This window comes from Staphylococcus americanisciuri (genome assembly GCF_024814435.1).
GTDB classification, from domain to species: Bacteria; Bacillota; Bacilli; order Staphylococcales; family Staphylococcaceae; genus Staphylococcus; species Staphylococcus americanisciuri.
This window is the reverse complement of the sequence record NZ_JANUXY010000006.1, coordinates 131,411-157,841: the sequence shown is the minus strand read 5'-3', so window position 1 is coordinate 157,841 and position 26,431 is coordinate 131,411. Positions and strand designations below refer to the sequence as shown.

Sequence of the window (26,431 nt, the reverse complement as noted above, 5' to 3'; positions counted from 1 at the left end):
ACTGGCATGAAAGTACGTTTTTTACTCTTTCTTAGTCTAGCTAGATAAGATAGCAAAAGCTTTTTAACAAATACGATGCCTATGCTCGTAAAATTTGACCAAAATCCATAAAGTAAGGCTGGAACAGCGCTATGCTCCAGCCTTACTCATCTATTCTTTCTATTAATCCACTAAATGATCAGAACCAAAGAATGATTTGAACATGTGGAAAGTTGTTTCTCTATTAAGTGCTGCGATTGATGTTGTCAATGGAATGCCTTTTGGACAAGCTTGTACACAGTTTTGTGAGTTACCACAAGCTTGCAGACCTCCCATATCCATTAGTGCATTCAAGCGCTCATCTTTTGTCATAGAGCCTGTTGGATGCAAGTTGAACAAACGCACTTGTGAAATCGCTTGTCCGCCAACAAAGCTGTTATTACGTGTAACGTTCGGACATACTTCCAAGCAGACACCGCATGTCATACATTTTGACAATTCATATGCTGTTTGACGTTTCTTCTCAGGCATACGTGGCCCTGGACCCAAATCATACGTACCATCAATAGGTACCCAAGCTTTCATGCGTTTCAAGTTATCGAACATGCGCGTACGATCCACTTGTAAGTCGCGAATAACAGGGAACGTACTCATTGGTTCCAAACGAATAGGCTGTTCAAGTTGATCAACGATTGCTGAACATGATTGACGTGCACGACCGTTAATCACCATTGAACATGCGCCACATACTTCTTCTAAACAGTTCATATCCCAAGTTACAGGCGTTGTTTTTTCCCCTTTATCGTTATATGGGTTACGTTGAATTTCCATCAAGCAAGCGATGACATTCATGTTATCGCGATAAGGAATCACGAATGTCTCTTCATAAGGTTGTGAGTGCTCATCTTTTTGACGCTTGATGATTAATGTTACCGTTCTATTCGTATTTTGGTTGGGTTGTTGTGCTGTAACTTGTTCTTTTGTGTTAGTCATTATTTTTTACCCCCTTTTGACTTACTTGTGTAGTCACGTTTACGAGGTGGGATTAAGCTAACATCAACAGGCTTATACGTAAAGGCTGGTTTTTCGTGCGGACCTTGGTATTGCGCCAATGTATGCTTCAACCACTCTTCATCGTTACGCTCTGGGAATTCTGGTTTGTAGTGTGCACCACGAGATTCGTTACGGTTGTATGCACCGATTGTGATAACACGTGCCAACACAAGCATGTTCCACAATTGACGTGTGAAGAAAACAGCTTGGTTACTCCATTGTGATGTATCTTCCATATCGATATCTTCATATCGTTTCATCAATTCAACAATTTTCTTGTCTGTTTCTAACAAACGCTTATTATCACGAACAACTGTTACGTTAGCTGTCATGATTTCACCCAGTTCACGGTGTAATTTATATGCGTTCTCTGTCCCTTTCATATTCAAAAGCTTATCAAAGCGTGCTTGTTCTTCATCAACACGTTGTTGATACATTTTATCATCCATATCAACATAAGACTTTTCAACGTTTTGAATATACTTCACAGCATTTGGTCCTGCAACTGTTCCACCGTAGATTGCTGATAGTAATGAGTTTGCACCCAATCGGTTACCGCCGTGTTGTGAGAAATCACATTCCCCAGCTGCAAATAGACCGTCGATATTAGTCATTTGGTCATAATCTACATATAAACCACCCATTGAGTAGTGAACTGCTGGGAAGATTTTCATTGGTACTTTGCGTGGATCATCACCTGTGAATTTTTCATAAATTTCAATGATACCACCAAGTTTGACGTCCAACTCATGTGGATCTTTGTGTGATAAGTCAAGGTATACCATGTTTTCACCGTTGATACCGAGTTTTTGGTTCACACAGACGTCAAATATTTCACGTGTTGCAATATCACGTGGCACCAAGTTACCATAGTCAGGATATTTTTCCTCTAAGAAATACCATGGCTTACCGTCTTTATATGTCCAAATACGTCCACCTTCACCACGAGCTGATTCTGACATAAGACGTAGTTTGTCATCGCCAGGAATTGCTGTTGGGTGGATTTGGATAAACTCACCGTTCGCATATTGTACCCCTTGTTGATAAACAATAGATGCAGCTGAACCTGTATTAATCATTGAGTTCGTTGTTCTGCCGAAGATAATTCCTGGGCCTCCAGTTGCCATAATAACTGCATCAGAGCCAAATGACTTAATCTCAGATGTTGTAATATTTTGTGCAACGATTCCACGCGCTGCATTGTCGTCATCTTTAACAACACCTAGGAATTCCCATCCTTCATATTTCGTTACAAGTCCGTCTACCTCAAAGCTACGCACTTGCTCATCTAATGCATACAATAATTGTTGTCCTGTCGTCGCACCTGCAAATGCCGTTCTGTGATGAAGTGTCCCACCAAAACGACGGAAATCTAATAAACCTTCACTCGTTCTATTAAACATAACACCCATGCGATCAAGTAAATGGATAATCTTAGGTGCAGCTTCTGTCATCTTCTGAACAGGTGGCTGGTCAGCTAAGAAATCGCCACCATATACCGTATCATCAAAATGAATCCATGGTGAATCTCCTTCACCCTTTGTGTTGACTGCCCCGTTGATACCGCCTTGTGCACAAACTGAGTGAGAGCGTTTAACTGGAACGATTGAGAACAAGTCAACGTGTGCACCTTGTTCTGCTGCTTTAATTGTTGACATGAGCCCTGCAAGGCCACCACCGACAACAATAATTTTCTTCTCTGCCATAAAATAGTCACTCCCCTGAAATGATTAAACCGCTTATAAGAACGCTAAGATCGCACTTACACCGATGTATGATACTACTAAGAAAATCACTAATGATACCCATGTAAAAATACGTTGTGACTTTGGTGACTGTAGAATACCCCAAGTCACTAAGAATGACCATAAGCCATTCGCAAAGTGAAATACTACTGCTACGATACACACGATATAGAAAACTAACCACAATGGATTTGTCACAATATCATGAATCATATCGAAGTTTACTTCATGTCCCATTAACTTTTGGATACGTGTTTGCCACATATGAACCATAACGAAGATGAACGTTAACAATCCAGATAAACGTTGGAATAAGAACATCCAGTTACGCATATATGAATAATGGCCAATATTATGGCTCGCGGTAAATGCAATATGCACACCGTACACCGCATGATATAAGATTGGAATATAAATCATAATAATCTCCAAAGCATACAAAAACGGTAATGAGTCCATAAAGCCTGCCGCTTTGTTAAATGCTTCTACCCCCTGAGTAGCTTGATGGTTAACCATTAAATGTACTAATAAGAATGCACCTAGTGGCACAACACCAAGCAACGAGTGTAGACGTCTAAGGTAGAATTGGTTCTTTGATTGTGTCAAAGGAAGTCCCCCCTGCGATACTATTAATTTTTGACTTCTTTTTTGGCGAATGCCCTTGCCTTTAGAAAACGTTTGCATAAACGTGTAAAAAAAAGAAATCAATTCACTATTATTGTAACACTAAATGTGACAAAATTGGGTATGAGAATGATTCTCACACCCGATTTTGTCATGATGTACTGTGCAATGCATGAAACACATTCTCCGCTGCTTGTTTAGGGAGCCCTGCCCCTTGCAATTCTTCAATACTTGCTTCTCGCATTGTCTTTATCGAACCGAACTTACGCAATAAGTTGGCTTTGCGTTTTGGACCGATGCCTTCTATATTATCTAACACCGATTGCATACCTGTTTTACGACGTGTTTGACGATGAAACGTAATTGCAAAACGATGGACTTCATCTTGTATTCGCTGAAGTAAATAAAAAGCTTGACTGTTCTTTTTAAGAGCAATTATTTCGGCTTCATGGCCATACAATAATTCTGCTGTTTGATGTCTGTCGTTCTTCGCTAAGCCCGCAACGGGTATATCTAATCCCAGTTCATTTTCCAATACATCTATGACACCAGACATATGTCCCTTACCACCATCGACAATAATCAAGTCAGGTAATGGAAGCCCTTCACTCAAGACCCGTGTATAGCGTCGTCTCACAATCTCTCGCATTGTCTTATAATCATCCGGACCTTCAACTGTTTTGACTTTGTATTTACGATAACCTTTTTTGTCTGGTTTACCATCCACGAATGTAACCATAGCAGAAACAGGATCCACACCTTGAATATTAGAGTTATCAAAAGCTTCGATACGAATCGGCGTTTGAATCCCCATCGCTTCACCAAGACCTTCAATCGCTTTAATTGTTCGAGATTCATCTCGTGCAATAAGTTCAAACTTGTTGTCGAGTGCGATATGTGCATTTTTATTCGCCAAGTCTACTAGTTGTTTCTTCTGACCACGCTGTGGCATCAATATCGTAGTATCAACAACTGAGCGGATCATTTCTGTATCCAGTCCTTTTGGTACATGTACCTCTTTCGGTACAAAGTGCTGGTTTATTTGATAGAACTGCCCAATAAATGTATAAAATTCTTCTTCTGGCGTTTGTTGTAATGGAAACATCGTTGCTTCTCGTTCAATGAGATTGCCTTGACGCACAAAAAAGACTTGAATACACATCCATCCTTTATCTACACTATAACCAAAAACATCACGAATCGTTTGATCTGTGGATATGACTTTTTGCTTATTCGTTAAGTTTTGAATATGCTGTATCAAATCGCGATACTCTTTCGCTTGCTCAAATGCCATCTGTTCACTAGCTTCTTGCATACGTGTCTCTAAATGACGCAATATCGTCTTATCTTCTCCATTCAAAAAGTCCGATATTTCACGTGACATGCGCTCGTATTCTTCATTTGCTACAGGATAAACGCAAGGACCGAGACACTGACCAATATGATAATATAGACACAAACGATTCGGCATATGATCACATTTGCGAAATGGATAGATGCGATCAAGCAACTTCTTCGTTTCATGTGCTGAATAGGCATTGGGATAAGGGCCAAAATATTTCCCGCTTCCTTTGCGCACTGTGCGTGTTACAATCAATTTCGGATGCCGCTCTTTTGTAATTTTAATAAACGGATAACTTTTACCATCTTTTAATAAAATATTATACCGTGGTTGATACTTTTTGATTAAGTTCAATTCAAGCAATAGTGACTCCGTTTCACTCGATGTGACAATATATTCAAAATCGACAATCTCACTCACAAGACGTGTCGTTTTCGTGTCATGTGACCCTGTAAAATATGACCGCACACGATTCCGCAGGCGTTTTGCCTTACCGACATATATCACTTGATTCTGACGATCTCGCATCAGATAACACCCTGGCTCCATAGGTAATACACTTAACTTTTTCTTAATATTCTCTTTAACATCTTCCAAAAATTATCACCTTCTTACTTGAACAGCAAAGTCCTCAGATATTCTTTACCCTCTTGAACGTGTTTTTTGCAGTCAACCACTAAAAATATACGTATGAAAAGCCTACTCGTATTGTATTACGAATAGGCTTAATGCGTGTGCTGTCATAATGTACAATTGATTATTGTTACACGATCGACTTTAACATCTTATAAATGTTTATCTAAAACTTGTGCTAAGTTTTCTTTAGGTTGAAATCCAACAACTTTATCTACTGGTTGACCGTCCTTGAAAACGATAAGTGTTGGGATACTCATTACTTCAAATTTTGCAGCTGTTGCTTGGTTTTGGTCAACATCTAGTTTTAAGATGTCTGCTTTACCTTCATAGTCTGCTGCTAAGTCTTCTAATACTGGTGCAATCATTTTACAAGGTCCACACCAAGTTGCCCAGAAATCTACTAATTTAACGCCTTCATTTATTTGTTGATCGAATTTTGCATCTGTTGCTTCAATAATAGCCATAATATACAGCCTCCTCGATATTTAATGATGAACAAATTATAACAAATAGGTATATGCCTTTCACTTTTAATGCTCATTAACGTAAAGTGGCGACTGTAACACCGAATCCACCTTCACTTGGCATACCACCGCGATAGTCAGCAACACTTTTATGGCGTTTGAGATGTTGTTGTACACCTTTCTGCAAGGCGCCTGTTCCTTTACCATGAATAATATAAACATCTTCATAGTTACTCAATACAGCTTGATCTAAATATTGATCAAGTGCCACCATTGCTTCGTCATAACGATAGCCACGCAAATCCAATTCCATTTTAACAGTGGAACGATTCGTTCGTGAAATCATCTTGCTAGGTTGTTGCTTGGTCTTCTCTTTCTTTTCTAAGTCTTTCAATGGTAGCTTCATCTTAATAATCCCCATTTGGACAACTGCTTCCTCATCGTCAAGCAGCTCTAAGACTTCACCTTTTTGACCGTATGATAAGACTTTCACTTCATCGCCAGCTTTAATTTCATCCCAACGCTGTTTCTTCACATCTTGTTTAATAGACTTCGCTTCGTATTGATTTTCAAGTTGTTTTTTCTTATCAATCAATTCATGTTCTTTCACTTCTGCACCTTTTTGGTCACGCATTTGACGCAAGGACTTCACAATATCATCCGCTTCTTGTGTTGCTGCTTTAACATGTTGGTTCGCTTTCTCTTTTGCTTCTTCCATCAAGCGTGCCTCGAAGTTTTGATACTTGTCATACTGTTTTGTTAAGTCGCGATGAATCGTTTCTGCTTCACGTACAAGGCGATCCAATTCAATACGTTGGTCATCAACGCGTTTTGCATTGTATTCTAACGATGCAATCATCTCATTAATTTCTTGCTCATCTTGTCCAATCATCGTTTTGGCATGATTAATAATCTTCAAACCGAGTCCTAAACGTTTTGAAATATCAAAGGCATTCGAGCGCCCTGGTACACCCATCAATAATTTGTATGTTGGGCTCAACGTATCCACATCAAATTCTACACTGGCATTCATCACACCTTCTCGATTGTAGCTATATGCTTTCAATTCTGGATAGTGCGTCGTTGCCATCACTAAAGCACCTAATGAATGTACATGGTCTAAAATACTCATCGCTAGCGCAGCACCTTCACTCGGATCTGTACCAGCACCCAATTCATCAAATAAAATTAAACTATTCGCATTAGCTTCGTCTAAAATACCAACAATTGTTTTCATATGAGATGAGAATGTTGACAGTGACTGTTCAATCGATTGTTCATCTCCAATATCACAGAACACATTGTCAAATACACTCAATTGACTGCCATCTAAAGTGGGAATGAGTAGACCAGACTGCGCCATTACAATGATGAGCCCCAGTGTTTTGAGCGTAACTGTTTTCCCGCCTGTATTGGGACCAGTAATAATAACCGTTTGAATATTATCTTCAAATTCAATTGTATTGGCAACGACTGTTTCTCTATCTAATAACGGATGAAATGCCTTTGGTAAATATACTTTGCGCGTTTCTGAAAATGTCGGCTTCGTGCCTTTAATTTTAGCTGCATAACGTGCTTTGGCGATTAAAAAATCCAAATGCCCCATAATCTCTTCAGCAATCAGACACCCTTCTGCTTCTACGGCAACTTCCGCTGTCAGTGCCATCAAAATACGATTGATTTCTGTCGCTTCTTCACTGCGCAAACGACTGACTTGGTTATTCATCTCAACAACCGATGACGGTTCGATATACAGTGTTTGACCAGAGGCAGATTGGTCATGCACAATCCCATTGAAGTCTTGTCGGTACTCGGCTTTTACAGGAATAACGTGACGCTCATTGCGCACAGTTACTAACGTGTCAGAAAGTTTCTTTTGATTTCCTGTTGATTTTACAATGCGATCTAGTTGCGCTTTGACACGTTGATTCGTCTTAGAAATGCGACTGCGAATTGCTTGTAGTTCTGTGCTCGCTGAGTCAAACAAGTCATGACTATCACACGTTTGATGAATCGATTGATAAAGTGGTGTTAATACCGGTAATCGTTGCATTTGTCCATCTAGAATCTCATAATAAACCGCTTCCTCATCTTCAACAATCTGATTATAAAATGTTTTAAATTGGTTCTGTACTTGTATAAGACGTTTAATCGCATTCAACTCTTGGACATTCAATGTACCACCTATTTGAGCACGCTTAATATAAGTTTCTACAGCTGATAAACCACTCAAACTCGGAATGCGGTATTGATTATAAATTCGAGAAATTTCATCCATCTCATCCATTTGAAATGTAACCGTCTCATAATCAGTCGCCGGTGTGAGTGCTCGAACCTTCTCACGACCTAGATCACTGACCACTTCTTGTGCGATGCTGTCTTTGACCTTATCGAACTCTAATATTTCTAAAGTTTTTGTTTTCATAAAAACCCCTCAATCTCTATTTGCCTTGCTTTGGTTGCGTTATAAACGTTTGAAATGCTTCTCGAGACATCGCATTTAAGACATGTTGCCGCTTCACCCATCCTTTTTGTGCTGTTGCGACACCATACTTCATAAAATCTAAATGCGCTCGATGGTGGGCATCGGTATTAATCGTTACCATTAAATCAGGATTTTGACGTAGTACATCTGCGCTCAAATCCAGGCGTTTCGGATTAGCGTTAATTTCTAATACCGTGCCTGTTTCACGACAGAGGGCTATTAATTGTTCCATATTCGGTTCATACCCTTTACGCTTACCAATGATTCTCCCCGTTGGATGCGCGATGTGTCGCACATACGGATTACGGCATGCGACTTCCAAACGTTTCATAATCTCTGCTTCACTTTGATTAAAACTTTGATGAATTGCCGCAATCACATAGTCTAATTGGGCGAGTACTTCATCATCATAATCTAAAGTGCCATCTGGTAAAATATCCATTTCTATACCCGAATAAATGTCGATTTCATCATATTCTGCATTCAAAGTATGAATTTCATCACGCTGTTTTAAAAGGCGTTCGACAGATAAACCATTTGCGACACGCAGACTTTGGGAATGGTCAGTAATACACATATAGTCGTAACCTTTTGCGATATTCGCTTCAACCATTTCGCGCAAACTGAATGCCCCATCACTTGCTGTTGTATGCATGTGAATATCACCACGCATATCTTCTAACGTAATAATAGCTGACAAGTCTCTATCGAATTCTGAACCATCTTCGCGCATGCTTGGTGCAATCCATGGTGTATTAAAATGTCTATAAATCGCTTCTTCACTCTCTAATTGCAACAATGAACCATCTGGTTGTTCAATACCATACTCACTGACCTTTTCACCTTTATCTTTTGCAAGTTGACGAATGCGAATATTGTGATCTTTAGAACCGGTAAAATGTTGTAGTGTATGATAGAACGCATCAGGCGCAATCATGCGAAAATCGACACCGATTGTTTCATCATCATATGACAATGTTAATGAGACTTTTGTTTCACCCACTGCTACTTTTTCAACAAGCTGCGGGATTTCTAACAGTTGTGCTTGAACTTTTAAAGGCGCTTCTGTACTAATAATGTAATCCAAATCTTTGCTCATTTCTTTCATACGTCGGAAACTACCAGCCACTTCAAAACGTTCAATATCAGGAATTTGCATTAAATAATCGCTAATCACTTTATTTAAACCAATCATTTGATCAATTGGATAACGGTCTTTTTTCGCACCTAGTTCTTTAACCGCTACTAAATATTTTTCTTCCGTCTTTTTACCAAACCCGCTCAGTTCTGACACTTTACCGGCTTCACATGCTGCTTGAAATGACGCTTTATCGGTAATATCTAGTTCTTTGTATAGACGTGCAATTCGCTTGCTACCAAGTCCAGGAATCTTCAATAGTGGGATTAAACCACTTGGGACTTCCGCTTTTAATGCGTCTAACACAGGTGCTTCTTGTGTTGCAATATACGTATTAATTACTTCACCGACCCCTTTTCCAATGTTTTTAAGCGTCGTTACATCTTCAATTTCATCAAGCGTACGCTCATCCGTTTCTAAACTTTGTGCCGCTTTTCGGTACGCAGAAATCTTGAACGCATTTTCCCCTTTTAGTTCCATATATGTCGCAATTTCTTCTAATAAACGTATAATCTCTTTTTTCGTTAACATCTTATTCACCTCAATAAAAAGGAAATGGGACAGAAACCTCTGAAGATTTCATCGTCCCACCTTGGCACAGCTAATGTGAAGTACATATACTTCAAATGATCTACTTCTGCCACTATCCTTCATTTTATATAGATTGCCTCTTGCTGATTGTACACCTTCAACTGTCAATCACACTATCATTTGCGCTATCATAAATTCAATGTCACTTCAGATAACAGTGGCACGTTAAAGACTAACCATTGTCCAATACATGACTGTGCAATGTGCGTTTGCAACTGTACGTCTGGTATTAAAACCGCAACATAGCTCGCCAAATGTAGCACCACAATTGCAGACACTACACTGACGAGAGCACCTAGCAGCCGCGTTATGACATCACGTCTTCTTGAAACAAATAGCGGCGCTAAACTATTCAATACTAAGTACATCAAAGTTTTGACGATGAGCACTATAAAGATAAAGCCACATATACGATCAAAGCGTATTTCGGGTTGATTCAGTGATAACACATAATGCACATCATATGCTAGCGTTTTAGGAAATGGTAAAAATAATCGCAAATAATCGCTGAACGGTTGGTAGAATTGTTTGGCAATCCACAAGCCAAATAGCGTGCTACTCAAGTGCAAGACACTCGTAAGCAACCCGCGATGAAAACCAACCATCATAAAGACGAATACAACGACACCTACTCCCAACGCAAACATACTAGTTACCTCGATGCTTTAAGCGCTGAATTTCTTCTCTTAAACGTGCGTTTTCTTCCTCCAACAACACCAATTCATGCATAACATTCACAGCAGTTAACACAGATTTGCGCACGGAGTCTAACCCTGCATTGCGGCTTCCTAACTCTCGAATTTTACTATCCACAAGATCTGCAACATAGCGAATGTGTTCTGGATCATCTTCGCCAACAATCGTATAGTGCTGATCATTTATCGTTACATTGATTCGGTTTTTGAACTCACCCATCTACATTCACCTAACCTATTGTCAATAATTTTGTATATCACGATACATTATACACGACTTCATTTGTTTTGTGTATGATTCCTTTATCTATTCAATTATTTTCCTAATTTATGTTAGTATGTATAAGGATACGATTAGAAAGCGGTGAAAATAATGTCAAATCTTGTACTCGAGTTGTCAAAAGAAGAAATACTTTTATTAAGAGGCACACTGAAAGCTGATCCCGGCAAATTACCACCAGGCATGATATTCCGTTCCAAATACCAAGGCGTAACCATCAGCATTTACAACTCAGGAAAAGGCATGTTTCAAGGTACAAATAATGACAAAGTGGCAAAAGAATTAATCGGCAGAAATACACCAGACTCTGAGCCAAGAATGATTATGGGATCTACTCAAAATAAAACCATCAATTATAATAACTACAGCTGTATCGGCAGTGATGAAGCTGGTAGTGGTGACTACTTTGGTCCACTAACCGTATGTGCATGTTATGTCTCAAAAGAAAACATCGCTGTCCTAAAAGCATTAGGCGTTGATGACTCTAAAAAGTTAACAGATACCAAAATTGTAGCATTGGCAGAACAACTTGTGACGTTCCTTCCCCATTCACTACTGGTATTGGATAATCCTAAATACAATGATCGTAAAGCATTGGACTGGTCGCAAGTTAAAATGAAGGCAGTATTACATAATGAATGTATTAAAAATGTCTTACAAAAAATTGATGTCGACACACTAGACTATATCGTTATTGATCAATTTACCCCGAGATCCACGTATGAGCGTTATGCGATGGGCGATGTACCTTTAAAAAACAAGACATGCTATGAAACAAAAGGTGAATCAAAATCACTCGCAATCGCTGCCGCAAGTATTATCTCACGCTATGCTTTTGTAAAACATATGGATGCCTTGTCTAAGAAATATCACACAACTATCTTGAAAGGTGCCGGTCCAAAAGTTGATCTCGCCGCAGCAAAACTTATTGTCAAACACGGAATAGATGTGGTCGATAACATCACCAAAAAAGATTTTAAAAATCGTGATAAGGCTTTGAAACTTGTAAAAGGCTACAATCGTAAATAACTATAATGTATAATGACGCAATGGAACCAGAATTCTAATGGTTCCATTGCGTCATTTTTGCATTTTACTTACCGCCCATGTGATAAAGTAGCTGCTTGAAAATGAATCAGATTGATATTACTAATCACCTTTATAATAAGTCTCTAAATATAATTACAATAAAAACTTAATTGTGATAGAATGTTAAATGAGCAAGTTGGATAGTAGTGGCTAATCCCAATCAAAGGGGTGATGCCTATGATAATTGATTATAGCTGTAGCACCCAGAAAGGAATAACAGCATGTCGGATTATGAAATACTAATGATTGTATTAACGATCATTGGTTTAGTAGTAGTTTCGCTTAATAGTCAAAAAAAATAACCTTCCAACTTTAGCAGGATGTAAGGTTATTCTAAAACTTACAAAGCTACCGTCTTTTCAACGGGCTCTGAGAGACGTGCTACCAACATGTCTCTCTTTTTTTATAATATAACATACTTATGATACTTATTCAATGTTACAGTCACAAGAACCATATTCAACAATATCTAAACAATACTCTGAGTGTCTTTTTCTAACTTTATTTTTAATTTTTCGTATGATATCGTTTTTTACACTGTAGCTTAGTATTAAGCACCACAAAACAAACGAATAAATATAATTAAAATCAAAACTTAATTGTGGCAGAATAATAACTGAGCAAGTTGGATAGATGGTGGCTAATCCCAATCAAAGGGGTGATGCCTATTATGATTATAGTTGTGATCCCCAGAAAGGAACTGCAGTATGACGGATTACGAAGTGTTGATGATCGTACTAATGGTCATTGGTCTAGTCGTAGTTTCGCGCAACAGTCATAAAAAATAACCATCTAACACATACTTTGACAAGTAATTTAGATGGTTTAATATACTCTAAACGAAAGTCACCGTCTGTTTAACGGGCTTTGAGAGGCATGCTCCAACACGTCTCTCTTTTCTTATAAAATAACACACTTATGACATCTATTTCAATATTACAGACACTAAAAAGCCCATTCAGTAAACACCTAATCAAACGTCTACCGAATGGGACTTTCATATGTCATAACACCTTATCCACGTAATGTTGCACCTTGTGCTTCAAGTGCTGATAAGATATTGTTGTGTACTTTTGTGACTTGTTCTTCTGTTAATGTTTGTTCTGTATCTAAATATGCAAGTCGGATGGCTACTGATTTTTTGCCTGCTTCCATATGTTCGCCTTCATACACGTCGAACACTGTTGCATCTTGTAAAAGTTTACCACCGTGCGCATGAATTGTTCCGACCAATGTTGCTGCTTGTACTTCGGAATCTACTACAAGCGCAATATCACGTGTTACACCCGGGAATCTTGGAATTGGTTGATAGTTGATGTAACCAACAGCTTGTTGCATTAAATAATCATAGTTCAATTCAAAAACATATGTGCGACCAAGATCATAGTCTTTGGCAACGGTTGGATGTAATTCTCCAATGAAACCAACACGCGCACCATTTAGTACAACATAGGCTGTGCGTCCAGGATGTAAACCATCAACAGTACCTGCTTCATAATCAAACTTCAATGCCAATTTATCAGCTACACGGTCTACAATACCTTTCACGAGATAAAAATCAACGTCTTCTTTCTTACCTTGCCATGCATTCGCAACGTATTCACCAGTCATAATACCACTTAAGTATTCCACTTCATCTGGCATTGCGCTATCGGCTTTACCAAAGAATACATTACCAATTTCGTACAAGGCAATGTCATTATTTTTACGTGCCACATTGTATTGTGTTGCATCGATTAAATGTGGAATTAAGCTTTGACGCAGTGTCGCATAGCTTTCACTCATTGGCATTAATAATGAGATTGTGTCATGTTGTTCCGTTGTAAATGCTGTTGCACGTGCTTTATCAACAAGTGAGTATGTGATAGCTTGTGATAAACCTGCCCCTTCCAAAGTAGTGCGTACAACACGTGTTTTACGTTGACGATCTGTCAGTACACCACTTGTTACGTTTTCAAAGACAGGTAATGATGATGGAATGTTATCATAACCATAAATACGTGCCACTTCTTCAATCAAGTCTGCTTCAATTGTAATATCACGACGACGTGAAGGAACACAAACTGTTAATGTTGAACCATTTTCCTTCGTTTCAAAGCCTAATTGTTCAAATATCGCTACAATGTCCGCTTGTGATAAGTCAAAACCAACTGTACGATTGATACGGTCTACTGTGATATCGATTTCTGTTACGAATTGACCTAAATCCCCGCTTGACACACGCCCCGCAAGTGTTTCACCAGATGCAAGCGTCTCTAGTAAATAACATGCACGGTCTACTGCTTCATTCACAAATTCTGTCGCAATACCTTTTTCAAAACGACTTGAAGCTTCACTGCGCAAGTTCAAGCGGCGTGATGTATGACGGATAGATGCCGAATCAAAAATCGCCCCTTCAATCACAACGTTTTGTGTACTATCTGTTACTTCAGAAAAGTCTCCACCCATAACACCACCTAATGCAATTGGTGCTTGACCATTTGTAATAACAATGTCTGATGCAAGTAATGTGCGTTCTTGGTCATCAAGTGTCGTCATTTTTTCGTCTGGCTTTGCTTGGCGCACAACAATTTCTTTTGAACCGATTTGATCTTGGTCAAACATATGTAGCGGTTGACCATATTCTAATAAAATATAGTTTGAAATATCGACAACGTTATTGATTGGGCGAATGCCAGCTTTCATTAATCTGGCTTGCATCCATTCAGGTGATGGTGCAATTCTAACGTTTTGAACGACACGTGCACTGTAATAAGGTACTTTATCTTCGTTTTCAACAGTTACTTTTAATACATCACTTGCTTGTGTCGCTTGTTCTGTTGGCGTTGCTGTTGGACGTTGCACCGGTAAGTTATATAAAGCCCCCACTTCATAGGCTGTACCAATCATGCTCAACGCATCTGCACGATTTGGCGTTAAATCGAACGACATTACGTCATCCTCGAAATATAACGCTTGCAATGCATTCGTACCTGGTTCAACCGCAGTCGCAAAGTTATAAATACCTGCTTCATACGCTTTTGGTACAACATTGCTTGATAGACCGATTTCTTGTAACGAACAAATCATCCCTTCTGACACTTGTCCGCGTAATTTGGCACGTTTGATTTTAATGCCACCAGGTAAGCGACCGCCTACTTTAGCTACAATTACTGTTTGCCCTTGATTGACATTAGGTGCACCGCAAACGATTTGTACAGGGGCTGCTTCACCGATATTCACCTGACAAATGTTTAATTTATCTGCATCAGGATGCTTTTCGACGCTTTCCACATAACCCACAACAAGATTTTTAATGCCTGCTGTTAAATCGATTACTTCATCTACTTCAATCCCTGTACGCGTAATTTTTTCTGCAAGCGCATCGATGGGCGCATCGACTGCGACATAATCTTGTAACCATTCTTTAGATATTAACATGTTGTTTCACCTCGATCTTCTACACCTTTAAATTGATTTAAGAATCTAACGTCGTTTGTATAGAAATGACGAATATCTTCAATACCATATTTCAACATTGCGATACGATCAGGCCCCATACCGAATGCGAAACCTGAATATTTCTTAGAATCAAAGCCTGCCATTTCTAAGACATTCGGATGTACCATACCAGCACCTAAAATTTCAATCCACCCTGTTTGCTTGCAGACGTTACAACCTTGTCCTTTACATTTGAAGCAAGATACGTCCACTTCAACAGATGGTTCTGTAAACGGGAAGTAACTTGGGCGCAAACGAATTTCACGATCTGCACCAAAAAGTGACTTCGCTAATAATTCAAGTGTCCCTTTCAAATCACTCATTTTAATATTTTCATCCACGACAAGCCCTTCAATTTGTGTGAATTGGTGACTGTGTGTCGCATCATCTGAGTCACGACGATATACTTTACCTGGACAAATGATTTTCACAGGGCCTTGACCGTTGCGTTGTTCCATCGTTCTCGCTTGAACTGGAGATGTGTGTGTACGCATTAAAATATCTTCTGTGATATAAAAGCTGTCTTGCATATCACGTGCCGGGTGTGACTTCGGTAAGTTCAATGCTTCAAAGTTGTAGTAATCTTGTTCCACCTCATAACCTGTCACGATTTCGTAACCAAGTCCTAAGAATAGATCTTCAATCTCTTCAATCGTTCTTGTTAATGGGTGTTTTGCGCCATTTGTCACTTTACGACCTGGTAACGTCACATCAATGGATTCCTGTGCCAATTGTGCATTTAACGCCGCCTCTGTCAAAGTAACTTGGCGCGTTTCAATCGCTGCTTCAATCGCTTGGCGAACTTCATTCACTTTCTGACCATACGCAGGTTTTTCTTCTTTTGGTAAATCTTTCATATGTTTCATCAAGCCAGTCACAAGCCCTTTTTTGCCTAAATACTGCACTTTAACTGCTTGTAACGTTTGTGCATCTTGCGCCTGTTCAATGGCTTCTAATGCATCTTGTTTGATTGTTGTCATTTCATCTGTTTGCACCATTACAAATGCCTCCTTATTTTCATTGATCACATGTCGATGATGATTGTTTATATCGCCGTGGCATGAAAAAAGACTTCGCCCCTCAAAATATGGGACGAAGCCTTGCCGTGGTACCACCCAGTTTTATGCACAGAAATATGCATACACTCTGACGATATGTTGATAACGGATCATAACACCCGACTTAAATCTCTTTAAGTAGCCAAAAAGGTGAAAAAAACTATGTAAGCTGAGGACGACTCTCAGTCATAATCATCCTTCCCTGCGCAAGCTCCAATAATAGTTTATGCCTTTTTATAAGCACATGTTTAATTATTAATAAATCTATTATATACATCTCAAATATGCCGGTCAACCTTTTAAATGAAACATCAAAATTCCCGCTGCAATTGCAACATTTAAACTTTCTGCACGACCATAAATGGGAATCGTGACATTCTGTGTTGTTGCTGCTAAAAGTGTTTCTGACATACCCTGTCCTTCGTTACCCAAGACAAGCGCAAAAGTTTCTTGTTTGGATGGAATATCATGATACGACACGGCATTCTCTAGCGCTGTACCATAGACAGGTCCTGCAAAGTTTTGGACATAATCTACCAAGTTTTCCACTTCAATCGTAGGTATATGGAACACGCTACCTTGACTCGCACGTAAAACTTTTTCTTGATACACATCTGCCGTCCCTTTGGCTAACACGACTAAATCAAGTCCTGCTGCATCTGCTGTACGCATTAATGTTCCAAGGTTCCCCGGGTCTTGAATGCGATCTAAAATAAGAACTTGTTGTGCATTATCTACCGTAACAGTTGCCTTTTGAATGACCGCAAAAATCCCTTGTGGTGTCACTGTTCCTGATAATGCTTCTGCTACCTTTTGATTGATAACAAAGCATTCTCGTGCTGCATTTTGCAATTTTTCTGGCACACGTGCTGGCTCAATCATGAAAAGTTGCTCAACTATAATGTCACTATCAACCGCTTCCTCAATCAAGTGAAATCCTTCAATGATGGCACGTTGTTGCTTATCACGCTCTTTTTTCTTTTTCAGCTTATTATAATTTTTAACTTTCGCATTTTGGATAGATGTAATTTCTTCCATAATTAACCTCTTTTTATCAAATATTTCCTCATCTTTTATCATAACAGATATAGTAAAAGACCCAAAGTCACCATGTGTGCTTTGAGCCTTTGACATAAAACAACTATTCAAATATCGAAAAGTGTTCTCTATTATTTAGAAACGACTTCTTCGCCTTTGTAAGAACCGCAGCTTGGGCATACGCGGTGAGCTAATTTTAATTCACCACAGCTTGGGCATTCTTGCATACCTGGTACTGCTAATTTGAAGTGTGTACGACGTTTGTTTTTTCTTGTTTTAGAAGTTCTTCTTTTTGGTACTGCCATGATTAATCCTCCCTTTTATTCGATTCCTTATGACACATTGCCACTAAAGCTTAGTGTGCGTCATCATTCTCATCGTATAATTGTTGTAATTTTTGAAGCCTCGGATCGACTTGCACCTTTGATTCGTCCTGAGATGGGTCATTATCCAAATCATCTTCGTCAATAACTTCCCAACCTCGACCACCAGTTAACATCTCATCGCTATCTTCAGCAACGACACGCATTGGTTTCTCAAGCATGACAATCTCTTCGGCAATACTGCGCAAATCAATCATGCCATCCGTAACAAGATGATAATGTTCATCATCCTCATCTTCGTACAAACCATCTAAATCAAACACTTCTGTTGTTGTTGTATCGAATGGCACTTCCACTGGGACAAGCGTCCTAGCACATGGCATCGTATATACGCCTCGCAAGCGCATATCTGCTACAACTTCTGTTGATTTAATATTCAGCACACCGTCAATATGCACTTCTGACAAATTAATAATGTCTAACTGACGTACCAAATCATTAAATTCAACGGTTTGATCAAATTTAAAAGGTTGTCCTTGATATTTTCTCAATTGTGTTATTGACCATTTCATATGGCTTCACCTCTAACAAGCACAAAATTTATTTTAACTTTTGCTAAGTAAGTTGTCAAGATTTTTTCTTAACATGTTAAGTTTTGGTACAATACTCATAATGATAGATGAAAGGACAGAATGCAAATGAAAAGTGTTGCCTTGATTACAGAATATAATCCTTTTCACAACGGGCATCTTTACCATGCTCAGACGGCTAAAGCTTTGACTGAAGCAGATGTAACGATTGCATTGATGAGCGGTAACTTTGTCATGCGTGGGATGCCTGCAATGTTCAATAAATTTCAACGTGCACAAATGGCGCTTGCAGGCGTCGATCTTGTCGTTGAACTGCCCCTTGTTGGCTCACTCTCTTCCAGTGATTACTTTGCCAAAATGGGTGTGCGTTTAGCGGATTACTTAGCTGCAGATGCATTATGCTTCGGTAGTGAATCTGGTGATATTACAGCTTTACAACAAACCGCCACACAATTGTTAACTTTTGAAGAGACACCCGCTTTTCATCAAGCTATCAAACAAGGTAAACCATATGCACGCATCGTCTCGGAACATCTCGATGATACTTTGTTACAAGAACCAAACAACATTCTTGGCATCGCCTATCTGAAACAACTTCATACAACAAATAGTAAGATAGTGCCCTACACGATTCAAAGAACTTCTGCTAGTCATCGCCAACGAGACATCACACACGACACTTATGCAAGTGGCTCAGCAATTCGTCAAGCAATAAAAAACAATGAAGCAACATGGCAACAAATGGTTCCAGAAATGAACATGGCACTTTTTCATCAACCCTTTGCAAATAAGCAGCGTTTGTTTCACTTTTTACAATTAACAGTCTATCAACAAGATGCAGCAGCACTTCGCAAAATCTATACGATGACAGAAGGGTTTGAACACCGCCTTATCAAGTGTATGCAAACTGCTACATCATACGATAATCTGATGGCAGGGCTAAAAACGAAACGCTATACGTATACACATATTCAAAGATTGCTGATGAATGTCTTGCTCAACATTTCATATGATGCTGTCCATGATCACATTGAGGCTGCGCGTATACTGGCTATGACTTCACAAGGACAGGCTTATTTAAAATGGCTCAAGCAACATGCATCCGACCGACGAATCATTACAAATGTGAATCAGCAAAATGCATCATTAATTGCCAATGAAATTAAAGCAACACGTATTTATAATCTATTAACGCAACAAACTCAGCATGACTTTAATACCCCTGTGTTCATACAACGCTAAAAACATACTAAGATTATTTCATCACTACTAATCTTAGTATGTTTCAGCTAGTCTTTAGACTGTTGAAACTTTGCAAGCAAGGCAGTTTCGACGTGTTTTGGTACAAATTCTGAAATATCGGCATCATATTGTGCGACTTCTTTGACAACACTTGAACTTAGAAAAGAATATTCTGTTGAACTCATCATATAGAGCGTTTCCACTCGATGATTCAACTTTTTATTCATAGATGTTAGTCGCAATTCATATTCAAAGTCACTGACCGCACGCAACCCACGGATAATTGTTGTAGCACCTATTTTGTCACAAAAATCAACAAGCAAGCCGCCAAATGAATGTACATGAACATTCGGCAGGTGTGCGACAGAGTCACGAATCATCGCAATGCGTTCATCCACAGTGAATGTACCGCTTTTCTTCATATTTCGTAATACACAAACGTGCAACTCATCAAATCGATCTGAACTTCTTTCAATAATATCGATATGGCCATTGGTTATGGGATCAAAACTCCCAGGGATGACCGCTTTTGTATTAACCATGACTTTCCCCTTTTCGTAAAATACATGTATCTGTAAGACCATAGTGATAACGTTTCATTTCTTCAAAAGGCGCTGTTTGAATAACTTCACGATGGCTAAACTCACAGACGATCATACCATTGTTTTTCAATAAATCAAATGCATGAATCTGTTCCAAGGCTTTATCAATAAGTCCTTTGTCATATGGAGGATCCAAAAAAATAATGTCAAACTGGATTTCTCGTTTGCTCAAAGCTTTAAGTGCACGATCCGCATTATTACGATACACTTCTGCTTGCGTATCTAGTCCGAGACGCTGTAAATTTTGATGAATCACTTTAATAGCACGACTATTTTGATCGACAAAAATCACTTTGTCCATTCCTCGTGAGAGTGCCTCTATCCCAAGACTCCCACTGCCAGCAAACAGATCTAATCCAAGACCTTCAATGTGTTGCAAGCTATTAAAAATCCCTTCTTTTACTTTATCCATAGTTGGACGGGTATTACGTCCCTCCAAAGTTTCTAAAGTTTTACTTTTATGTTTGCCCGCAATAACGCGCATTCTCTGACACTTCCAATCTCATTTTATTTTTACTATACTTTAGGATAAGGAGGTAGAATTATGCAACAATCTTTTATCGTATTGGGCAATGGACTAACGGACTTATATGAATTCCAAGCACTCATTGATTACAACCATGAACGCATTGATCGTCTCGTTTTTTTTCACACACCCAAATCTAAGCACCAGCGCTCTTCTGTCGCATTGATTATGCAACCAACCACTAATCGGAAGTTCCAAGCAATGTATATTATGTTAGATGCTGTGAACTATCCTTACCCAAATAGCAACAAAAAATATGCGCTGATTCAATCCTTTGCAACACCCTATCAAATCGAAATGGTTGGCATCGATGTTCATGCACCTGACGATTATCCGGAGCTAGACTTATACTTCAATTATCTTAAAAGTGTCCTTAGATTACAGCGTTGGATACCTCCACTTGAATGATTAAAACCACTCATGTTTTTCTTTGTCATATACTTTTTTTAGATGTTTATATGGTGAGCCACTAATGTCAGTTACATATTTCAACTTAGACAACTTGTTCACAATATCGTCTACACGATCGTTATTTACATACATGTAGACGTATTTACATTTTTTATTACTGTATATAATGTGCCCATACTTACGAATATGGCGTTCATGCTTCATATTTTTTAAATAAATAATGAGTTTTTCTCGTTGTACGATTTCCAAATTATTCACCTCGCACTCTATCTATTATCGTACCATGAGTACAAGTATTGAGAAAAGATATAATATCGCTTTACTTAAGTTTTTAGGAGTGAATTTTATGACGAAAACACGCAAAATTTTAACCGGCTCTATTATAGGTATCGCAGGATTGTTCAGTGGTTCTATGTATATCACTAAACGCAATAACACAGGTTCACAACGTGACATTAAACCATTTTTCCAGCACAAAGCACCTTATGTTTTTAGTCACCGTGGTGGCATGCAAGCGCGTCCGGAATCAACACAACTTGCTTTCGACCATTCGACTGAAATGGGGTTAACGGGATTTGAAACAGATATTCGCATAACTAAAGATGAACAAGTAGTTGTCTTTCATGATGCAACTGTTGACCGCACGACAAATGGTACGGGTTACGTTGCTGATCATACATTAGCCGAATTACAACAACTAGACGCTGGCTATCGCTTTACAGACATCAATGGTCATAAGCCGTTTCAAGCGCATCCACAAGCCAAAATTATAACGATGGATGCTTTATTACAACAATATCCAGATCAGCTCGTTAATATTGATATCAAAGATCACCCAGATAGTTATGAAGGTCAGATTGCACCGTCACGACTTTATGAGGTTATCAAACGTAACAATGCAGAATCTCGGGTGCTCGTTACAAGTTTTTACAAGGAGCAGATTACACGTTTTACCGCCTTGAATCAAGAGCGCAAAATTGCAATCGGTGCAAGTCAAGCTGAAGTAACAGAAGGTATTTTGAAATGTTATAGCGGGTTGGGGCATTTATATCGCGGACAAGCAGACACATTCCAAATGCCAACCGTCTATAAGGGACTAACATTGACTCAACGCAAACTTATCGCATGGTTGAACAAACAAAATATTGCACCTGGCTTCTATGGTGTGAATAACGTTGATCAAATGGTTGACCTCGTCGCAATGGGCGTTCATACAATAGTTACTGATCGACCAAAAGTTGGCAAACAATTTCTGAACTTTTATCATCAATAACCGCAAAATAAGCACAATCGCCTCTATTCCGTGATTGTGCTTATTTTTATCGTTTTTGACATTGACAGGCATTGCCTGAACCACAGCCACAACCTGGCTGATTGAACAACGGCGTGCCTGCATCAACTTTGACATGTGCCGAGACACTCGATGCAAGTATAGTAACAACCTCATCTAGCAAAAGTTGTAGTTCATATTCACATTGTTTAAAAATAACGACCGTTTCATGCATATCGTAGACACGCTTTTGACGTCGTGTTTCGAGCATAACTGCCTGATAATCTGGGTGATAGCGACCGAAACGCATCACTTCATCATATTGTTCTTTGGACTTTAAAAAAGTTAGATAGTAACGCTGAGCAACTTCATCATTGTCCAAATTCTTTTTGGCACTGAGATAATTTTGATAAATATCTGACTGTTGTATCATCTCTGCCAGCACATCTGTTTCATCTAAAACTTTTACGAGGTCTTCATCAAACATCATCTTGATCATCTCCTCGCTCCGCAAAGATTAATAAGAAATAATTGTCACTTATTTTGCCACCCATTTCATCATATTGTCCGCTTAGTAAACGCGAACGATGTGTATCAGAATTCATCCAGCTATTAACCAATGTTGGAATATCACTAAAATTATATCCAACGTTTTGCGACAAAGTCTGATATGTGAATGGTGTTTCATTAACCAAACTTACTAAATTATTTTCTGTAAACTCTGCAGACGACTTATTCGTTGCTTGAAATAATTGTACAGTCGCTACATTTTCTAATGCTGAATTGATCTTCAACGGTTCACGTTGATGCAGTTTCCGCATTTCATTAGTAAGTTCGTACAATGTTAACAATTGGTTACTATTTTGATCTGGATTTTGTTCTTCAGACTGTACCATATTTTCTTCTGATTCTTCATTAGATGAATATGGATTAATCGCTACTAAAGCTTCTTTATCAAGATAACGTACACCCGTAATTTTATTGCTCTGCTGATCAATAAACACTTGAGCAAAACGGTTATCGAACTGCATAAGCGCTTGCGTTTTTACATCTGTATCCGAGAGTTCATAGTGGTAATGTTTCCCATCCAAATCAAATTCACACTCTGTTATCAATGAGAGATTATCATATAATTTTGCGGCATCTTGACCTATCTCAATCGGTCCACTTTCATCTTTTGACGGTTGCCCTGTCATATAGACTGATTTCACAGTATCCCCTTTTGCCATCACTAAAATATACGCTTTCTGGCGATGATAGACAAATGTCCGATAATCTTTAAAATAGTGATACGTGCGATCGGCTTGACCATACTTTTTCGTCACTTGTCCCATCGATTGGCCAACAAGTGTTCCAATGCCCTCTTTTAACTTCGGATTATCTATATCTGATGTCCGTACAGGGAGATTCGCTTTTTGGTAACGCTGCTCCACTTGTTTGTTGGGGTTTTCTAACACATCGAATTCAAGTCGAGGGGCATAGAATAAATAAACTAAAAAGCCGATAAACAGAAATACACCAAATATTTTGATTAATAGTCGTTTCATAGCACCCTCCTTTTAAAAATGACTTTGAGTAGCCGAGCATGCAGATTTTCACACTCAAGCTACTACCTGTTATATTATTTTTACACATAGATGAAATATTTCTGCTAATATCCCAGCATTATTATTGTAACGTATTTTCAATATAAAGATAAATGGACTGGCTTACTTTTCTAAAAAAGCATACCAAAAGCAAAAATAGCTGACGTTACATAGAATAAATCCTAACATCGAAACCTTCAAGTCTGTTAGATTTCAATGCTAAGCCCATGTCAGCCAGCTATCTTATTATATATAATCGTTATTTAATTTCAATCGCAGTTGCTGTCTCAGCTAATACACGATTCAATGCTTCAATATTTTGTCTTCCTTGCGTCTTCATCCATGCTCGAGCAGCTTCTGATCCTTGCGCAATATATTGTTCAACACCATCTGCCCATGTCGCACGGCCACATAAAACGCCATTGAAAGTAGATCCTGCTTCTTTCGCAAAGCGCAATGTTTCTTGGAATAATGAGGCTTTGACACCTGCACTCAAGAAGATAAATGGTAAGTCTGTCACCTCTGATTGCGCTTTAAAATGAGCAATCGCCTCTTCTTTCGTATAAACAAACTCATCTTCTGCATAACCCTCTACATAGTTCATATTGACTGGTACTTCAACTTTCAACACATCGACACCATAACGTGGATTAGAGAATTCTTTCATCATCATGTTGACTTTGTGCGGTTTTTTTAATGCATATGCTTTCGACTTCGCATCTGCAATCTGTGCATCATAAGAGACTAATTCCAAAAAAAATGGTAGATTCTCAGCTTGGCATTCTGAACCAATACGCTCAACAAAGGCTTGTTTTTGATGATTGATTTCATCTGGTTCATCCACATCATAATATAACAAGAACTTACAAGCATCCGCCCCCTCTTCTTTGAGGCGTTTAACTGACCAAATTGACAATAAATCTGGCAAACGTCCAGGTGTCGACGCATCATAACCTGTTTTCTCATAAGCTAATAGTAATCCCGCATGAGATGCTCTATCATTCGCTGCTGACAAACCATATTCAGGGTCTAATAAAATAGAAGACGCATATCTTGTTAACTCTGATGACACAATTCGTTTAAACGCCACAATTTCTGCATCATCAGCGCCTTCTCCTTTCACTTGAGTCATCATCTTTTTTAATGCCCCACGTTGGTCAATAGCTAAAGCACTAATAATACCTTGTTCATTGCACAATCGTTTTAAAAACTGTGTCTTTTGCCCATTTGTTTTCATGTCTTAACGACTCCTTTATACACTTTCAACTTTGATTTGTTCGTATAATGTTTGATAATGTTCTAATTGCACATAACCTGTTGTAGCTTCTTGTGCATTTAACATGCCTAAAACATTCCCTTGTTTCAGCAATGCTTCGTCTGATAACCCTTCGACTAAAGCTGCCGTCATGCCCGCTACAGTTGCATCTCCTGAACCGACTGGATTCACGACATCGATCGTCGGTATAGTCACACGATAAAAAGTATCAAAATGCTTGGCAAAAGCACCATTTGCCCCTAAAGACACAACAATCCATTCAATATCTGCAAACAATGGTTGTGATAATGCTGCCTTTAAATCTGCAATCTGAGTAGTTACCGTTCGCCCTAATAGTACCGACAGTTCCTCAATATTAGGCTTAATAAGCTGGGGTTTATTTTTTTTGTTTAGCACTTGCACCAAAGAATCACCCGCACAATCTAGCACTACTGGTTTGTTAGGGCATGCCGAAATCATCTGATGATAAAAATCCGTCGGCAATCCTTTAGGCAAACTGCCAGAAAACGACAAAATATCAGCTTGATCTGCTAATTTTTTTAGATGCTTAATAAACGCTTCCGCTTCACTTTCTTGAATCACAGGACCACTTTCTAAAATCTCAGTTTGTGCACCATCGTGTAACAGCGCAATACAGTTACGCGTAGCACCACTAATAGACCAAAAATCATGTTGAATGCCATCTGAAGTTAGTTCATTCTTAATTGCATCGCCAAGTACACCACCAAGCAAGCCAGTCGCTACCACATCAGCATTTAACTGTTTTAAAACTCTCGTAACATTCAAACCTTTGCCTCCTGCTGTTTTTCGCACATCCTGTACTCGATTCACATTGTCAATTGTTAATCCAGTCATTGTATATGCAATGTCCACAGAAGGATTCATAGTAACCGTTAAAATCATCTTGT

General features: G+C 38.8%; 25 protein-coding genes. 4 read left to right on the top strand and 21 right to left on the bottom strand.

The window, feature by feature from the left end; translation table 11 throughout:
* Window positions 1-162 precede the first annotated feature (162 nt).
* The 9 genes from sdhB to zapA all read right to left on the bottom strand — a co-directional run bounded on the left by sdhB (window position 163) and on the right by zapA (window position 10,972).
* Complete coding sequence (sdhB, locus tag NXS11_RS07605) at window positions 163-972, bottom strand: succinate dehydrogenase iron-sulfur subunit (RefSeq protein ID WP_259200298.1); 810 nt, start codon at window positions 970-972, stop codon at window positions 163-165.
* Window positions 972-2,738, bottom strand: coding sequence for a succinate dehydrogenase flavoprotein subunit (sdhA, locus tag NXS11_RS07600; protein ID WP_259200296.1), 1,767 nt, complete (start codon window positions 2,736-2,738; stop codon window positions 972-974). Before sdhA ends, sdhB begins: the two co-directional genes overlap by 1 nt.
* Before the next feature lie 33 nt (window positions 2,739-2,771).
* A complete protein-coding gene (locus tag NXS11_RS07595) occupies window positions 2,772-3,383 on the bottom strand; it encodes a succinate dehydrogenase cytochrome b558 subunit (protein WP_259200294.1) in 612 nt (203 codons plus the stop codon).
* 169 nt (window positions 3,384-3,552) lie between these two features.
* The gene (gene uvrC / locus NXS11_RS07590) at window positions 3,553-5,340 is read right to left on the bottom strand and encodes an excinuclease ABC subunit UvrC (RefSeq protein WP_259200293.1); all 1,788 of its coding nucleotides are present in this window, start codon (window positions 5,338-5,340) and stop codon (window positions 3,553-3,555) included.
* Between the two features lie 188 nt (window positions 5,341-5,528).
* A complete protein-coding gene (gene trxA / locus NXS11_RS07585; RefSeq protein WP_259200291.1) occupies window positions 5,529-5,843 on the bottom strand; it encodes a thioredoxin in 315 nt (104 codons plus the stop codon).
* A 76-nt stretch (window positions 5,844-5,919) separates the two neighbouring features.
* Complete coding sequence (locus NXS11_RS07580) at window positions 5,920-8,268, bottom strand: endonuclease MutS2 (RefSeq protein WP_259200290.1); 2,349 nt, start codon at window positions 8,266-8,268, stop codon at window positions 5,920-5,922.
* A 16-nt stretch (window positions 8,269-8,284) separates the two neighbouring features.
* Window positions 8,285-9,997 (bottom strand): DNA polymerase/3'-5' exonuclease PolX, encoded by a 1,713-nt coding sequence (gene polX, locus NXS11_RS07575; protein ID WP_259200288.1) that lies wholly within the window; start codon window positions 9,995-9,997, stop codon window positions 8,285-8,287.
* A 188-nt stretch (window positions 9,998-10,185) separates the two neighbouring features.
* Window positions 10,186-10,704 carry a CvpA family protein gene (locus NXS11_RS07570; protein WP_259200286.1) on the bottom strand — a complete coding sequence of 173 codons (519 nt, stop codon included), beginning with the start codon at window positions 10,702-10,704 and terminating at the stop codon, window positions 10,186-10,188.
* Window position 10,705: 1 nt separating this feature from the next.
* Window positions 10,706-10,972, bottom strand: coding sequence for a cell division protein ZapA (gene zapA / locus NXS11_RS07565; protein ID WP_259200285.1), 267 nt, complete (start codon window positions 10,970-10,972; stop codon window positions 10,706-10,708).
* A gap of 153 nt (window positions 10,973-11,125) precedes the next feature.
* On the opposite strand from zapA, the gene rnhC reads away from it, so the two are divergent.
* Window positions 11,126-12,061, top strand: a complete 936-nt coding sequence (rnhC, locus tag NXS11_RS07560; RefSeq protein WP_259200283.1) for a ribonuclease HIII — start codon at window positions 11,126-11,128, stop codon at window positions 12,059-12,061.
* Between the two features lie 1,074 nt (window positions 12,062-13,135).
* On the opposite strand, the gene pheT is transcribed toward rnhC, so the two are convergent.
* The 5 genes from pheT to NXS11_RS07535 form a co-directional block, all read right to left on the bottom strand.
* The gene (pheT, locus tag NXS11_RS07555) at window positions 13,136-15,541 is read right to left on the bottom strand and encodes a phenylalanine--tRNA ligase subunit beta (RefSeq protein ID WP_259200282.1); all 2,406 of its coding nucleotides are present in this window, start codon (window positions 15,539-15,541) and stop codon (window positions 13,136-13,138) included.
* Window positions 15,535-16,599 (bottom strand): phenylalanine--tRNA ligase subunit alpha, encoded by a 1,065-nt coding sequence (gene pheS / locus NXS11_RS07550; RefSeq protein WP_259200278.1) that lies wholly within the window; start codon window positions 16,597-16,599, stop codon window positions 15,535-15,537. Before pheS ends, pheT begins: the two co-directional genes overlap by 7 nt.
* 351 nt (window positions 16,600-16,950) lie before the next feature.
* The gene (locus NXS11_RS07545; RefSeq protein WP_259200277.1) at window positions 16,951-17,697 is read right to left on the bottom strand and encodes a TrmH family RNA methyltransferase; all 747 of its coding nucleotides are present in this window, start codon (window positions 17,695-17,697) and stop codon (window positions 16,951-16,953) included.
* A 131-nt stretch (window positions 17,698-17,828) separates the two neighbouring features.
* Window positions 17,829-18,002, bottom strand: a complete 174-nt coding sequence (gene rpmF, locus NXS11_RS07540; RefSeq protein ID WP_044359826.1) for a 50S ribosomal protein L32 — start codon at window positions 18,000-18,002, stop codon at window positions 17,829-17,831.
* A 50-nt stretch (window positions 18,003-18,052) separates the two neighbouring features.
* The gene (locus tag NXS11_RS07535) at window positions 18,053-18,592 is read right to left on the bottom strand and encodes a YceD family protein (RefSeq protein WP_259200274.1); all 540 of its coding nucleotides are present in this window, start codon (window positions 18,590-18,592) and stop codon (window positions 18,053-18,055) included.
* 126 nt (window positions 18,593-18,718) lie between these two features.
* Here NXS11_RS07535 and NXS11_RS07530 point away from each other — a divergent pair, with 126 nt between their 5' ends.
* Window positions 18,719-19,852: a nucleotidyltransferase gene (locus NXS11_RS07530; RefSeq protein WP_259200317.1), complete on the top strand. Its 1,134-nt coding sequence runs from the start codon at window positions 18,719-18,721 to the stop codon at window positions 19,850-19,852.
* Window positions 19,853-19,899: 47 nt separating this feature from the next.
* Here the strand turns inward: NXS11_RS07530 and coaD are convergent, their stop codons facing one another.
* The gene (coaD, locus tag NXS11_RS07525) at window positions 19,900-20,394 is read right to left on the bottom strand and encodes a pantetheine-phosphate adenylyltransferase (RefSeq protein ID WP_259200271.1); all 495 of its coding nucleotides are present in this window, start codon (window positions 20,392-20,394) and stop codon (window positions 19,900-19,902) included.
* Window positions 20,387-20,938, bottom strand: coding sequence for a 16S rRNA (guanine(966)-N(2))-methyltransferase RsmD (gene rsmD, locus NXS11_RS07520; RefSeq protein WP_259200268.1), 552 nt, complete (start codon window positions 20,936-20,938; stop codon window positions 20,387-20,389). Before rsmD ends, coaD begins: the two co-directional genes overlap by 8 nt.
* A gap of 60 nt (window positions 20,939-20,998) precedes the next feature.
* On the opposite strand from rsmD, the gene NXS11_RS07515 reads away from it, so the two are divergent.
* A complete protein-coding gene (locus tag NXS11_RS07515; protein WP_259200266.1) occupies window positions 20,999-21,388 on the top strand; it encodes a DUF7147 family protein in 390 nt (129 codons plus the stop codon).
* On the opposite strand, the gene NXS11_RS07510 is transcribed toward NXS11_RS07515, so the two are convergent.
* Complete coding sequence (locus NXS11_RS07510; protein WP_259200265.1) at window positions 21,389-21,640, bottom strand: DUF2129 domain-containing protein; 252 nt, start codon at window positions 21,638-21,640, stop codon at window positions 21,389-21,391.
* Between the two features lie 97 nt (window positions 21,641-21,737).
* On the opposite strand from NXS11_RS07510, the gene NXS11_RS07505 reads away from it, so the two are divergent.
* A complete protein-coding gene (locus NXS11_RS07505; protein WP_259200264.1) occupies window positions 21,738-22,664 on the top strand; it encodes a lysophosphatidylglycerol phospholipase D in 927 nt (308 codons plus the stop codon).
* Window positions 22,665-22,710: 46 nt separating this feature from the next.
* On the opposite strand, the gene NXS11_RS07500 is transcribed toward NXS11_RS07505, so the two are convergent.
* The 4 genes from NXS11_RS07500 to lacC form a co-directional block, all read right to left on the bottom strand.
* The gene (locus tag NXS11_RS07500) at window positions 22,711-23,148 is read right to left on the bottom strand and encodes a YlbF/YmcA family competence regulator (protein WP_259200314.1); all 438 of its coding nucleotides are present in this window, start codon (window positions 23,146-23,148) and stop codon (window positions 22,711-22,713) included.
* Entirely contained in the window at window positions 23,141-24,208 is a 1,068-nt protein-coding gene (locus NXS11_RS07495) for a CAP-associated domain-containing protein (RefSeq protein ID WP_259200263.1), read from the bottom strand. Before NXS11_RS07495 ends, NXS11_RS07500 begins: the two co-directional genes overlap by 8 nt.
* Window positions 24,209-24,506: 298 nt before the next feature.
* Window positions 24,507-25,484, bottom strand: coding sequence for a tagatose-bisphosphate aldolase (gene lacD, locus NXS11_RS07490; protein ID WP_259200262.1), 978 nt, complete (start codon window positions 25,482-25,484; stop codon window positions 24,507-24,509).
* Between the two features lie 15 nt (window positions 25,485-25,499).
* Window positions 25,500-26,426: a tagatose-6-phosphate kinase gene (lacC, locus tag NXS11_RS07485; protein WP_259200261.1), complete on the bottom strand. Its 927-nt coding sequence runs from the start codon at window positions 26,424-26,426 to the stop codon at window positions 25,500-25,502.
* Window positions 26,427-26,431 lie beyond the last annotated feature (5 nt).